The sequence below is a fragment of the Clostridium frigidicarnis genome (genome assembly GCF_900111985.1).
In the GTDB taxonomy this organism is placed as follows: domain Bacteria; phylum Bacillota; class Clostridia; order Clostridiales; family Clostridiaceae; genus Clostridium_Z; species Clostridium_Z frigidicarnis.
Genome location: NZ_FOKI01000015.1, coordinates 25,262 through 39,223, shown reverse-complemented (window position 1 = coordinate 39,223; position 13,962 = coordinate 25,262). Strand labels below are relative to the sequence as shown.

The following is a 13,962-nucleotide window of genomic DNA, read 5'->3' as shown; positions in this document are numbered from 1 at the left end:
AATAATCTTAGTCAATATCTGTCTTTTATATACAATCACTACTATTACTTGTATAATTAGTAGTGTATTTATACAAAAATCTAGTATTTATGAGGAGAGATATTATGAAATTAGATGAAGCTAAAAAACTAATAGATGCTTTAGCTGGTAAAAGATTTGGACAAGTCTTAAAACAAGAACAAATGACAGATATTATAAAGAACAAAGGCAAAAGTGGACAACTATTAGAAATAACATTAGGTCTAAATTTATCCAATACAAATTTGGACTTTGAAGATGGTGAACTTAAAACAAATAAATGTGATACTACTGGAAAACCATTAGAAACTATGTTTATTACTCAAATTTCAACAATGATAGATGAATTGTTAAATGGTAAAGATTTTTATGAAAGTAACCTATATAAGAAAATTAACAATTTACTCTATGTTCCAATAAGTAAAGTTGGTGACCCATCTGAATGGATGTTTTTACCTTGTGTCCATGTAAATCTAGATGATAATAAATTTCATGATTTAAAGTTACAATTAGAAAAAGATTATTATTCTATTTGTAATCAGCTTAATGAACATATAAAAACTAGCAGTGATGGCTTTATTCATACATCAAATGGTGAATATATTCAAATTCGTAGTAAGGATTCAAAACCTTATCATCCTATTTATTCAGATATTTACAAAAAAGAAGTTTCCAATAAAAATCATGCTTTCTACTTTAAAAAGGAATTCATGAAATACATTGTGAATATAAAGTAACTTAACTATATAACTAAATACTACATTTTATTATCGAAGGAGTTGTTAAGTGTTATGGCTAAAAATATATATGGCGGCGGTAGCCAAACAAATGCAAATGGACTTAAATTTGAACAAGAAACCGATTTAAGAGATGCTCTATTAAAGATACCTGGCTATGCTGTTCAAGGCAACACCCTATATTTTAACGGTAATTTTATAGGTACAATTGCATGCAAACATGACCTATACAGAGTATTACTAGAACCTAATGGAGTTAACCATAAAGAGGTTATATCTAAGAAATTACTCCCTGATGAAGCTATTTATTTAGAAAGTACAAAAACCGTTTTTATCATTGAAAAGAAATTTCAAAATGTAGCTGGTTCTGTTGATGAAAAACTTCAAACATGTGGTTTTAAGAAAAGACAATACTCAAAGCTTTTCTCTCCTCTTGGTATAAGAGTTGAATATCTATACATTTTTAACGACTGGTTTTCTCATCCGCAATATAAAGATGTACTAGACTTCATATTAGAAAATAACTGCTACTACTTTTTTAACGAAATACCATTAAACTTTCTTGGACTTCCACATATGAATTAAAAATTCATTAAAACTTAGTTGTTAACTATTTGCTCACTTTATTCAAACATAAACCAATTACTATGTTACTTAAAAGGAGGTTTTATCATGGCTATTTACTCACATGGTCAAGAGTTTAGTACAAGAGACGGTCAGAGGACTCAATCAATTATAGATATAGAATGTACCTCTGAAACTATTTATGTTTTTCCAGGAACACTTTCAGAAAATGATATCGTATTAAAGTATAGAGCAAATAACTCAAGAAGACGTACCCCAAAACATATACATTTTACAATAGACTTATTGATAAAAAAAGAACATAATGCAACTTTAGTTAATTCCTTCATAGACACACTATTAACAAGATGGAATAGTATTCAAGGCTTAACCTCACGAGATTATAATTTACTTCTAAACAACTTAGTTATTTCTCGTGATGCACAAATACTCCAAGACTATAGAGAATTGAATAACTATGGAGACTATTCAGTAGAATTTTTATTAAATTTTGGTGAATTGTTAATGCTACAAGAAAAAACTAATAGAGCTGATGCTTATATGTTTAGAAACGTAATGACTAATATTCGAAATGATGGAGATATCTATTCCATAGTTTCATCAGCAACGCATAATGGTAGATAATTAGTAAATATATTTCCTATCTTTGTATTAGGAAACATATTTAATTTCCCAAAAAGAAAAACCCTTGAAAATTCAAGGGTTTAACTGTGTTTCCTTTGTAGCTTAACTACCGTCTCCACGTGAGGAGTGTTAGGGAACATATCCTTAAGCTTTGTTTTCTGTACCGTATATCCATGCTCAGTTAAATACTTTAGATCATTAACCAAAGTCTTAGGATTACATGAAACATAGATTAAATCTTCTGCATTAAACTTAACAACATACTCCAATGCTTTTGGATGAACTCCACTTCTTGGAGGGTCAAGTATTATAATGTCTGGCTTATCCTTAAGCTCTGTTATAACCTTTGCTACGTCTCCTGCTATAAATTCACAGTTGTCTAAACCATTTAGCTTAGCATTCTCATTAGCAGCTACTACAGCCTCTTCTATAATTTCTATTCCTTTTACCTTACTAGCATCCCCTGCTACTATTTGGCCAATTGTTCCTGTTCCACAATAAAGATCAAAAACAACCTTGTTCTTTGCTGAATCTCCCATAAACTCTTTAACAATTGAATAAAGTGTTTCAGCACCTTTAGAGTTTGTTTGGAAGAAAGAAAATGGTGATATCTTAAAGTCTAATCCAAGTATATTCTCCATTATATAATCTCTTCCATATAAAACATCAACTTTCTCAGGTACTACAGCATCAGATAAAGAATCATTGCTTGTATGTATTACTGATGTTAATGTTCCTTGAAGTTCTAAACTTTTAACCTTCTCTAACCACTCTGTAAGATCAAAATCAACCTGAGTTGATGTAACAAGGTTAACTGATATCTCCCCTGTATTCTTACCTTTTCTTATTATAAAGTGTCTTAAATAGCCTTCATGAGCCATTACTCTATAATGTGGAAGCTTTGTTTCTCTAAAATACTCTAAAGTTAAATTAAATATTTTTCTAAAATCCTCATCCACAAGCATACAGCTTCCTACTGATACAATTGAAAAAGGACTTCCTTTTCTATGCATTCCAAGTTGAAGTTCTCCTCCTCTTTCCATGTCTCCAAAAGAAAACTCCATTTTATTTCTATACTCAAATACTTCTGGACTACCCTCTATTCCTAAAAAATCTCCCATAGTAACCATAGCATTAGAGAATAACTCCATAACCTCTACAGTCTTTAATTTTAGTTGTTGGTCATAGGATATGAATTGTGTTGAGCATCCCCCACAAGGTCCAAAATGTGGGCATGGAGCATCTATCTCATAAGGTGCTTTTTCTAACATCTCACAGACTTTTCCCTCTAAATAATCCTTTTTCTTCTTTGATACTCTTATTTTAACCTTTTGTCCTGGAATTGTTCCCTTAACATATACCTTTTTATCATTTCTATATCCTACACCATATCCGCCAAACTCAGTTTTTTCTATAAAAACTTCAAGTTCTTGTCCTTTTTTCATCTGTAAACTCCTTTTAGCTTATTTATTAATTGGGCTTAATCCTGCCATTTTTCTTCCTAGAGTGTTCCCACCTTTAGTTCCACCTAATATTAATGGATATAATATTTCTACTATTAATAATAGTACAATAAACATAAGCATCATATCTGCTATATATAAACCCAATACAAATCTTAAAAACAAGTCAGATGCTAATAACAATATATATGATATAACTCCTATTAAAACCTGATCAACTATTATAGATTGAAGCCTTTTTCCAAAGAAAGATTTCTTTTCACTTCTCTTTGGCATTACCTCTTCACCACCATTTTCCTGTCTTAATTCCATTTCCTCTAAATTACCATCTTCTACTGCTAAAATTTCATCTATAGTAATGTCAACCTTCTCTTCTTGTACCTTTTCATTTACATTTTCCTTATCATTACTTATCAAAGCTTATACCTCCCTATTTTTTACTACTTTTATTAATATACTACAATTTAAGTATGATGTAAATATTACTACTTTATTCAACAAATTATGATATAATTTTGTTGTTAGGCACATGAAAGAAAATAGACTAGCATACTGACTGTTATTTTTTTGAATGTACCTTAACTTTTTAATATATAGGGGGGATAAACATTGTTAAATATTATATTTCTATGTATAGCTGGATTTATTGCTGCATTCGTAGATTCAATTGCAGGTGGGGGTGGACTAATAAGTGTTCCTGCTTTTTTGATTGCAGGTATACCACCTCATATAGCACTAGGTACTAATAAATTTGCTGCTACTACATCATCACTAACCAGTTCTATAAAATTTGCAAAATCTAAAAAAGTAAACTTTGATATTATAAAATACTTAGCTCCTTTTACTCTTGTAGGTGCAGCACTTGGAGTAAAATCTGTACTCCTTATAGACCAAACCTTTTTATATCCTTTAGTTACAATTCTTATATTATTTGTTGGTCTATACACATTATTCTCAAAAAACTTAGGAGCTGTAAATAAATTTGAGGATTTAACTAAGAAAAACTTAACTTTCGGCATGATTTTTGCTTTTATCATAGGATTCTATGATGGATTCTTTGGACCTGGAACTGGCTCATTTTTTATATTTGCTTTTATAAAAGTTTACAAATTTGATTTTGTAAATGCAGCCGGAAATGCCAAAATGCTTAATTTCGTAAGTAATGTTACCTCTCTTGTGGTATTTGCTTTAAGCGGTAAGATAAATTACTCTTACGGAATATTAGTAGCTATATTTATGATTTTAGGAGCAAGATTTGGAACAAAAGCTGCTCTTACTAAAGGAAGTAAGCTTATAAAACCAATTTTTGTTTGTATGAGTCTTGGAGCTGCTGTAAAACTATTAATTCAATACATAGGCTAATAAATAGCCGTTATACAAGAAAATTCATCTAAGTAGAAAAGTGAGGGCTAAGCACCAGAAACTAGCTGACTGCACAAAGTATTGTAAGGTGTAAAAAACTTCATATGGCTAAAATCCAATAACTCACTTTGTTCAAACAATTGGATTTTTTAACGCCATATAAATTTTTTTACACCAACAACACTAGTTGTTAGCCAGATAGTTTGCTAACGCTTAGCCCTTACTTTTCTTTATATGATTCCATATGTTTATTAAAACTTGAAATTAACTTTCCACTTATAGCTCAAATAAACTCTACATTGATAGTTTTTTACTAACGCTTATCATTCTCTTCTTATTAAATTATTCCTTTATAAAATTTACACTTTAACTATAGAGTTAAAAATCAATGTTAAATTTTTCTGAACAAAGTGAAGAAAAACATCATTAACTTGTCACTCACAACTTGTAACTATTCTTTATTTATCTGTCCTTTTTTTCCCCACAATAATTTAACAAAATTTTATTAATTTTATCTACATCTTCTTTTTTTATTTTAAATTCTGGTAATTTAAATAATGAACTTTTAACTTCTGATTTAATAGTTAATAGATTACGATCAAACTTATTAAAATGCCAACTATCAATTTTTTCATATGGTATAAAGAATATAGGCTTATTTATTAAATCATTAAAGTATATTCCATTGTCACAAATACTAAACCCATGTGGCATTGATAAAGCACTTGTTATAATCATAACAATCAAAACCATTTTATAAGCACTAACTTCACCTTCTATAATAAAGGATATTACAAAAAATATAATTAAAACCCAATATAAATATATGACTATTTTATTTATATAGCATTTATATAAACATTTTTCTTCAACATATGGTTCTACTTTTTTATAATCTTTTATTCTTAGACATATAGTCCAAGAAATCATTATTAAACATAGTAATATAAAAATTATGTCTACTATTATTCCCACTTATAATCCCCCAACTAATAATCACTTATATTATAAAAGTTTATACCTAACAATACTTTTTTTCATATACTTCCCCTCCTTATATCTTTAAATTTACTTTTTAAAAATCTTATCTTTGTAGAATTAACTATTATTTTCTTGTAATTATCTTTCTAATATTAATTATAGTTTAATTTTACAATAATAAAATTAAATATACCTTAAAAATCCTATTTTTCTAAAATTTAATTGCCACCAAAAAGAGCTAACCCCAAAAGGATTAACTCTTTTTGACACATAAAAGAAAATAACTAGTCTAAAATTTAAATAGTAAAAAAATTTCCACTTAATGGAGATCAGTTCTATAACATTTCTATAAATGCTGCTATTCTTGTTTTTAATTGTCCTATATCTGACTCTGAATAATTTGTTTCTATATTTAAATATGGTATGTCCTTTTTATTAACAGTGTTTTTAACATTAAATGTTTCTATTGCGTAAGTATGACAAGCTTGAAGAGTTATATCTATAACTCCTTGTATATTGTATTCTTCTATTAATTCTTTAAGAAGATCCATTCTTCCATCATTAGGAGACATTACTGAACAAGGTATAGATAAATATTTTTCAGTTAATGCGTCCATTGGATCTATATCTTCTCTTACAAGTTTTCTCTTTTCTTTTACTCCTCCACAGTTTTCATAACAGACAACAACTGCTCCATTATCTTCAATTGTTTTAACAACCTTGTCTGCAACTCCACCACTTGGACATCCTGTTATAAGAATTCTTGGAGCATTTTCTGGAACTGGTTTCTTTCCAGTTTCATATTCTTTTCTTATTTTTTCAGTTAAGTTTCTTAGGTTTTGTATACCCTCTCTTCTATCCATAGTGTAAGCTATTCCTTCTAGAACCTTTTGCATATCATATCCCCAAATTGGAGGAGGACATAATTTACCTAATGCATAAAATTCTTCAGCTGCTTTTCTTTCTTCATTTTTTATTTTTATAGCTTCTTTTATCTTTTCTTCAGTTATTTCAACATTGAAATCTTTTTCAAGTCTTTCCTTAACTTTTATCATTTCAGCTTTCCACATGTTAAATGAAGCTTCTCCTTGATTACTAGGAGGAAGTTGCATTATATGAGTATTTTTTATTTCTCCTAAAAGCTCAAACATTTTTTTCTTTCCATCACAAGTTGTTTCCCCTAATATTAAATCTGAAAAATATATGTATGGGCATTTATTAGTTAAAGCAAACCCATAGCTTGATTTTATAAGTGGACATAAATTTTTAGGTAAATGTGCTTCAGCCTCTTCAGTTGTTTCATCACTAACAGAACATACTGATATTCCTATTGCACCAGCTGCCTCTACAAGTTCCCAAGGTGTAAAAGTACAAAATGTACCTACAACATTGTATCCTTTATCTTTAAAGTTTTTTACCTTTATAAATCCATTTCTTCTTGCTTCACTAAATTCTTCAAATTCTTTTGGTAATTGATTATTCATTTATATTTCCCCCTATTTAACTTTTTTTGAAAGTAATGCTGCTCCTATAGCCCCTGCATATCTTCCCTTTTCCCCACTTTTAACACTTGCTTCTAATTTATCTTCAAGTAAACTTATTAAATATGAATTTTCACAAAGTCCACCAGTTAAATAATATATATTACTCTTTCCGTGTTTTGTGCAAAGTGACTTAACCTTACTTGCAATGGACTCCAATACTGCATATGCAATATCCGCTTTTTTTGTTCCATTACCTATAAGGCTTATAACTTCTGACTCCGCAAAAACAGTACACATAGAGCTTATTGTTACTCCTTGTCCATCTTTAGCTAAATCGCTTAATTCTTCAAGATTCAATCCTAAAGTATTGGCCATAACTTCTAAAAATCTTCCTGTTCCTGCTGAACACTTGTCATTCATTATAAAATCTTTTACCATTCCATCTTCTAATGTTATGACTTTAGTATCCTGTCCTCCTATATCAAGTACTGTACAGTTTCCTTGAAATAGGTATGAAGCTCCAACTCCATGACAAGTTATCTCTGTAACAACTTTATTTGCATAAGGTACTGAAATTCTTCCATATCCGGTAGCTACAATTTTACTATTTTCTGTTGTTACACCGTTTTCTTCCAGCTTTTTTCTTATACTATTTGCAGTTTCAATACTACTCCATCCAGTTGGTTGCACCATAAGCAGTTTTATTTCATCCTTCTCCATAACTGCAACCTTAGACCCCGTAGATCCTATATCAATTCCAACATAATACATACACTGTCATTTCCTTTCTCCTAGGTTATACTACATAAGTAATTCTACCTAAAAATCACCAAGTAATACATTGATATTACATATTTCTATACAAAACGCCTTTTTTATTACATATTTCTATACATGGATTTATAACTCTTAAGGCACATTAAAAAAATAACAAGTCAAATATACTAGCATACTACTTATTATTTTTTTGAATGTGCCTAATTATAACTTTTAGTTCTTTTTATAAATACTTGTTCATATTATTAGAATATATATATAAAGGAAACCCATATTGGAGGAGTATAATATGAAACGCTTATTGTATTGTTTAAACTGCAAAAAAATTTTTCCACACCAAGATAATTGCCCATATTGTAACAACGATAAAGTGAAAAACCTTGATATTGCAACTTCGGTAAATGTTATAGGTACAAAACTTAAGGGAAAAGTTCTAAGGATAAAAGATAATTCTGTAAGTTTACTAATAACAAATCCTGATACCAAGGATAAATATATTAAAGATTATACTTCTGAAAAACTCAAAAAAATATTATAGGTATTATTAATATTTTTTATTTAAATCTAAATTAATAATATTTAATTTAATAATCATATGTATTATTTTAAAAAAATCCTATTATATGTATAAAAATATACAATATAATAGGATTTTTTATTAAAATAATATTCTCTTATCTTCTAATCTTTTTGTAAGCTTTATTGTGTCAAAGTGTTCAAACAGTGTAACAACATACTTTCTAGAAGATTTTAACATATCTCTTCCATCGCTTGGAGTTATACCTCCATTTTCATTTATAAAATTCACAACTAATTCCTTTGATTTTTCATAATGTTCGCTAGAGAACACAACATCATCTGTAAGCTTAATAAGATCTCCATTATCTATTAATGAATCATAAACCATTTTGAAATTTTTCTTGTCTTTTTCATTTTTTGATAAATCTTCATATTTAGGTGGAGTATATTCACCTTGTTTAAATTCCCTAATTATTGCATTTTTCATATTTTGCTGCTCTTTTGTATATTTAACCTGAAAAGAATACAATGCTATTAAATTATTTATTTGTTTTATAACTTCTCTCTCTTCTAAGAGACTCATTACTTCATCATAATTTTTTTGTTTTAGGGATTTTCCAAATACTTTAGCTTTTATCTCTTCTTTAGGCATACCTGCTTTTAAAGGGTTCTCTTTATAAAACTTTTCGAGAATATTTTCTATTTCTTCTCTCTTCTTCTTTAGAAAATCTTTGTGTATATATATGGCTTTGTCTAATGAAGATAATTTGATAAGCACACCCTCATCTACTAAAACCTTTAAATTATCTTCTATAAATTGTTCATTTTTTCCTAGAGCCTTTAATATATCAAATACTGTTGGGAAGGATCCACTTATATTTTTAACTGTATTCTCTATTAAACTCCCAGCTTTTCCTTCTTCTTTTACCTTTAGCTCATCAATGTATGTTTCATTAAATCTCTTAGCCTTCTTAGCCACAGGTTCTATAATTGTTCCACCTGCTATTGTATGCATTGGAGAATATGTTCTTAAAACGAATCTATCATTTCTTTGAGATGTAAGAGGAGCTTCAAGTCTTAATTGTACATATGCTTCTTCTCCTGGCTTAAGCTCTTCTTTATCTAAAATAACAACTCTACATAAAATTTCTGAGGTACCATGATATAATCTAAGTCTTTGCCTATTCTCTATAGGTTTTTCTGCAGATTTTATATGATATAATTTAGAATCTATTATCATAGAAGGTTCCATAACATGTTCTATAGAAATAACATCTCCTCTTTTAACATCATCTTTCTTAACTCCAGATATATTAAGAGCACATCTTTGTCCTGCTTCTGCAATAGTTACATTCTCTTCATGAACTTGAATTGTTCTTATTTTACCTTGGGCATTTGAAGGATATATTGTTACTATATCTCCTTCTTTTACTCTACCACTTATTATTGTTCCTGTAACTACAGTACCAAATCCACTTACTGTAAACACTCTATCTACTGGCAATCTAAAGTGTCCTTCCGTATCTTTTGCTTCAACTTCTTCTGTATATTCTTCTAGTATAGAAATAAGATTATCTATTCCCATTTTTGTTTTTGATGATACCGGAATTATTGGAGAATCTTCAAGAAATGTTCCCTTAAATCTTTCTTGAACATCCTCTTTCATCATTTCAATCCATTCATCATCCACTAAATCAGCTTTTGTTAATGCTATTATTCCCTTTTTTACATTTAAAAGCTGTAGAATTTCAAAATGTTCTTCTGTTTGAGGCATTATCCCTTCATCTGCTGCTATTACAAGTATAACTACATCTACAGATGAAACCCCTGCTAGCATATTCTTTACAAATTTTTCGTGACCAGGTACATCTATTATTCCTGCTCTTCTTCCTGACGGAAGATCAAAAAATGTAAAACCTAGATTTATGGATATCCCTCTATCCTTTTCCTCTTTTAAAGTATCCGTTTCTCTTCCTGTTAGCGCTTTAATAAGAGTAGTTTTTCCGTGATCTATATGTCCTGCTGTACCTACAATAACATGTTTCATATTTCTTATTCCTCTCCCATAGACTTAGGCACATTCAAATAAATAACTAGTCAGTATGTTAGTTTATTTATTTTCATATGACTTAAGTGCTTTTGCTATTATATCGTAATCTTTGTCCAATAAAGTTCTAACATCAATTATAACTTCACCTTTGTATACTCTAACAATAATAGGCGTATCATAAAGTCTTAAGTATTTTTCGATTTCATCAGAAGAATACTTGGAGCTTGTAATTCTTAAAACTACTGTCTCCATTTTTTCCATTGGCATAGATCCTCCTCCAACCATGGAATAATCTTCTCCTAATTTAACCTTGAAGTCTTTAGAAATACCACTTAATTTTCTCTTTAGTCTTTGAGCTTTTTTCTTTATTTCTTCCTCTGACATAAGCATCATATTTAATGTAGGTATTTTTTTAACTGCTTCTTTTTCATCTAAGTAGCATCTTAATGTTGCTTCAAGAGCTGCTATTCTTACCTTATCTATTCTTAATGCTCTTGTTAATTGATTCTTTTTAACTCTATCTACATATTCCTTTTTACCAACTATAATTCCAGCTTGTGGTCCACCTAACATTTTATCACCACTAAAAGTTACTAAGTCGGCTCCTTTTCTAACACTTTCCTGTACTGTAGGTTCATATATGAAGCCATATTTTGAAAGGTCTACTAAGACGCCACTACCTAAATCATCAACTACGGGTATATTATGTTTATGTCCAAGCTTCACCATTTCTTCTAGTGGAACCTCTTCAGTAAATCCCATAATTTTAAAGTTAGAAGTGTGTACTTTCAATAGAACTCCTGTGTTTTCATTTATATTGTCTTCATAGTCATATAAATGAGTTCTGTTTGTTGTTCCAACCTCTGTAAGTTTTGCTTTTGAGAATTTCATTACTTCAGGAACTCTAAAAGATCCTCCTATTTCCACAAGCTGACCTCTAGATACTATGGCTTCCTTATTTTCGCATACAGTATTTAGTGCAAGCATAACTGCTGCTGCATTATTATTTACAACAACGGCCCCTTCTGCCCCAGTTATTTTCATAATTAAATCCTCAATATGACTATATCTTGATCCTCTTTTTCCTTTTTCTATGTCATATTCAAGATTGTTATATCCTTCACTGACCATTACCATACTATCTACAGCTTCTTTAGGTAAAAGTGATCTACCAAGATTTGTGTGTATAACTATACCCGCAGCATTTATAACTCTTTTTAATCTTGGTTTGCTTTTTTTGTGAATAAGTCCTATTGAGTAATTTATAACCTCTTCTTTTTCAAAGTTATTTATTTCATCTTTTAAAACCTTATTTCTATAAAAATCTATAGCTTCTCTTAATGAATCTACAACTAAAGTTCTTCCGTGGAGCTCTATTAAATTTTCTATATCATCACTTAAAAGAACCTCATCAACCTTTGGAAGTTTTCTTAGTAATTCTTTTTTCATAAAAGTTACCCCCGATTATTCAACTATTATATATTTGTCTTCTTTTTCTATAACCTCTCCTATAATCGCACATGGAAGTTCTAATGTACTAAGCTCATTCATAAGACTTTTGCTTTCTTCTTTAGATATAGAAACTAAAAGACCACCTGAAGTTTGAGGATCAAATAATATATCCTCAAGCCATGTATCTATATTTCTTAATTCATACTTTCCATCTAAATAAGCTCTGTTATTATAACTTCCCTCTGGCACAAGCCCCATACTAGCATATTCTTTTGCTTCATCTATATATGGTATTGAATTTTTATCTAACTTTAAAGTTACATTTGAGCCACTTGCCATCTCATATCCATGACCCATTATTCCAAATCCAGTTATGTCAGTACATGCAGTTACATTATGTTCCATAATTATTTCTCCTGCATATTTGTTTAAAGTTGCCATTACTTTTACTGATTTATCATAAGCTTCTTTGGATGCTATCTCTCCCTTTATAGCTGTATTAAGTATTCCTGTACCTAAAGGTTTTGTAATAATTAACACATCTCCTACTTTACATCCATAATTTTTCAATATTTTATCTGGATGTACAACCCCTGTTACAGAAAGTCCATATTTAGGTTCATCATCTTGAACTGAATGACCACCAACAACTACTGCTCCACATTCTAAAACCTTATCTGCTCCACCTCTTAGAATTTCTCCAAGTACATCTATATTTAAGCAATTTGGAAAACACACTATATTTAATGCTACTACTGGTTTTCCTCCCATAGCATATACATCACTTAAAGAGTTTGCAGCTGCTATTTGACCAAACATATAAGGATCATCTACAACTGGTGTGAAAAAATCTAATGTTTGTATTGTTGCTATATCATCACTTAATTTGTATACCGCAGCATCATCACTTGTCTCTATTCCAACAATAAGATTGTCATCATGCATTTTAGGTAATTTATTTAATATCTTCGAAAGGGTCTCCGGCCCTATTTTTGCTGCTCATCCTGAGGTCTTAGTTAATTCAGTTAACTTCTTACTCATTTGTTCCACCTCTATTCTTTCATTCTTCTATCACATTATATATTATTTTACAGAAATTTAAAAGAATATGACTATATTTATCCCATTAATTAAAGCCTTTTGAATGTACCTAAGGTGTAATCTTATCCTTTAAATTATTAAATTTTGTTTCTCCTATACCTGAAACCTTTTTTAAATCTTCTATAGAATTAAAACTCCCATTACTTTCTCTCCATGCAATTATTTTATCTGCTGTTGCTGGCCCAACTCCTGGTAGTTTGCTAAGTTCTTCTTTTGTACTATTATTTAAACTGATTTGATCACCACTTCCACCATTATTTCCATTAGATGATGCTAATGTGGACTTTATGTTTCCTGTGTTATTTTTTTCTTCATTTTTATTAGGTATTCTATAAGCACTATTATCTCTTAGTTTCTCTGCTTGATTTATATCTTCAACATATCCTTCTTCTGTAATACCTCCACTTTCATATATAAGATCCTTTAATATGCTATCTTTAGTCAATATATAAACACCTGGTTTCTTTACCTGGCCTTTAATTTCTACAGTAATTCTAGATGACTTACTTTGTTTCCCTTCACTTTTGTTTTCCTTAGGTTCTTCTACCTTTTCTATAAAAATATCTTCTTCTTTTAATGAGCCAATACTACTTTGTGAAATTTTTGAAGTTACAAATTTCACCGAAAGAATGCTTATAAAAATTATAAGTATTATAGTTGCTCCAATAATTTTTTGTTTCCTTTTCAAGAAAAATTCTCCTTTCAAATTCATAGTATTAAATATAATTATTGCCAATAGAGAAATTTTTATATCGAAAATTTGTTATTTTTTTGGTATACTATTAAAAGCGATAAATTTTCGATGAAAT

At 29.5% G+C, this 13,962-nt stretch carries 14 protein-coding genes; 5 read left to right on the top strand and 9 right to left on the bottom strand.

What is annotated here, in order from left to right:
• Positions 1 to 104 precede the first annotated feature (104 nt).
• The 3 genes from BM119_RS10565 to BM119_RS10555 all read left to right on the top strand — a co-directional run bounded on the left by BM119_RS10565 (position 105) and on the right by BM119_RS10555 (position 1,964).
• Positions 105 to 755 (top strand): MutH/Sau3AI family endonuclease, encoded by a 651-nt coding sequence (locus tag BM119_RS10565; RefSeq protein ID WP_090041300.1) that lies wholly within the window; start codon positions 105 to 107, stop codon positions 753 to 755.
• Positions 756 to 809: 54 nt separating this feature from the next.
• Entirely contained in the window at positions 810 to 1,340 is a 531-nt protein-coding gene (locus BM119_RS10560) for a hypothetical protein (protein ID WP_090041298.1), read from the top strand.
• An 87-nt stretch (positions 1,341 to 1,427) separates the two neighbouring features.
• Complete coding sequence (locus BM119_RS10555) at positions 1,428 to 1,964, top strand: hypothetical protein (RefSeq protein ID WP_090041297.1); 537 nt, start codon at positions 1,428 to 1,430, stop codon at positions 1,962 to 1,964.
• Positions 1,965 to 2,044: 80 nt separating this feature from the next.
• Here BM119_RS10555 and rlmD read toward each other — a convergent pair whose 3' ends face one another.
• The gene (gene rlmD / locus BM119_RS10550) at positions 2,045 to 3,409 is read right to left on the bottom strand and encodes a 23S rRNA (uracil(1939)-C(5))-methyltransferase RlmD (protein WP_090041295.1); all 1,365 of its coding nucleotides are present in this window, start codon (positions 3,407 to 3,409) and stop codon (positions 2,045 to 2,047) included.
• An 18-nt stretch (positions 3,410 to 3,427) separates the two neighbouring features.
• The gene (locus BM119_RS10545; RefSeq protein WP_090041293.1) at positions 3,428 to 3,844 is read right to left on the bottom strand and encodes an RDD family protein; all 417 of its coding nucleotides are present in this window, start codon (positions 3,842 to 3,844) and stop codon (positions 3,428 to 3,430) included.
• Between the two features lie 192 nt (positions 3,845 to 4,036).
• Here BM119_RS10545 and BM119_RS10540 point away from each other — a divergent pair, with 192 nt between their 5' ends.
• On the top strand, positions 4,037 to 4,789 hold the full coding sequence (locus tag BM119_RS10540; protein WP_090041292.1) for a TSUP family transporter: 753 nt from the start codon (positions 4,037 to 4,039) through the stop codon (positions 4,787 to 4,789).
• 462 nt (positions 4,790 to 5,251) lie between these two features.
• Here BM119_RS10540 and BM119_RS10535 read toward each other — a convergent pair whose 3' ends face one another.
• The 3 genes from BM119_RS10535 to BM119_RS10525 form a co-directional block, all read right to left on the bottom strand.
• The gene (locus BM119_RS10535; RefSeq protein WP_090041290.1) at positions 5,252 to 5,764 is read right to left on the bottom strand and encodes a hypothetical protein; all 513 of its coding nucleotides are present in this window, start codon (positions 5,762 to 5,764) and stop codon (positions 5,252 to 5,254) included.
• A 341-nt stretch (positions 5,765 to 6,105) separates the two neighbouring features.
• A complete protein-coding gene (locus BM119_RS10530; RefSeq protein WP_090041289.1) occupies positions 6,106 to 7,254 on the bottom strand; it encodes a double-cubane-cluster-containing anaerobic reductase in 1,149 nt (382 codons plus the stop codon).
• 12 nt (positions 7,255 to 7,266) lie between these two features.
• Positions 7,267 to 8,025 (bottom strand): acyl-CoA dehydratase activase, encoded by a 759-nt coding sequence (locus BM119_RS10525; protein ID WP_090041287.1) that lies wholly within the window; start codon positions 8,023 to 8,025, stop codon positions 7,267 to 7,269.
• A gap of 295 nt (positions 8,026 to 8,320) precedes the next feature.
• Here BM119_RS10525 and BM119_RS10520 point away from each other — a divergent pair, with 295 nt between their 5' ends.
• The gene (locus tag BM119_RS10520) at positions 8,321 to 8,569 is read left to right on the top strand and encodes a hypothetical protein (RefSeq protein WP_090041286.1); all 249 of its coding nucleotides are present in this window, start codon (positions 8,321 to 8,323) and stop codon (positions 8,567 to 8,569) included.
• A gap of 120 nt (positions 8,570 to 8,689) precedes the next feature.
• Here BM119_RS10520 and selB read toward each other — a convergent pair whose 3' ends face one another.
• The 4 genes from selB to BM119_RS10500 all read right to left on the bottom strand — a co-directional run bounded on the left by selB (position 8,690) and on the right by BM119_RS10500 (position 13,841).
• Positions 8,690 to 10,597: a selenocysteine-specific translation elongation factor gene (gene selB, locus BM119_RS10515; RefSeq protein WP_090041284.1), complete on the bottom strand. Its 1,908-nt coding sequence runs from the start codon at positions 10,595 to 10,597 to the stop codon at positions 8,690 to 8,692.
• Between the two features lie 63 nt (positions 10,598 to 10,660).
• The gene (gene selA, locus BM119_RS10510; protein ID WP_090041282.1) at positions 10,661 to 12,049 is read right to left on the bottom strand and encodes an L-seryl-tRNA(Sec) selenium transferase; all 1,389 of its coding nucleotides are present in this window, start codon (positions 12,047 to 12,049) and stop codon (positions 10,661 to 10,663) included.
• Positions 12,050 to 12,064: 15 nt separating this feature from the next.
• A complete protein-coding gene (selD, locus tag BM119_RS10505) occupies positions 12,065 to 13,093 on the bottom strand; it encodes a selenide, water dikinase SelD (RefSeq protein WP_090041280.1) in 1,029 nt (342 codons plus the stop codon).
• A 109-nt stretch (positions 13,094 to 13,202) separates the two neighbouring features.
• Positions 13,203 to 13,841: a ComEA family DNA-binding protein gene (locus BM119_RS10500; RefSeq protein ID WP_177199390.1), complete on the bottom strand. Its 639-nt coding sequence runs from the start codon at positions 13,839 to 13,841 to the stop codon at positions 13,203 to 13,205.
• Positions 13,842 to 13,962: the final 121 nt, after the last annotated feature.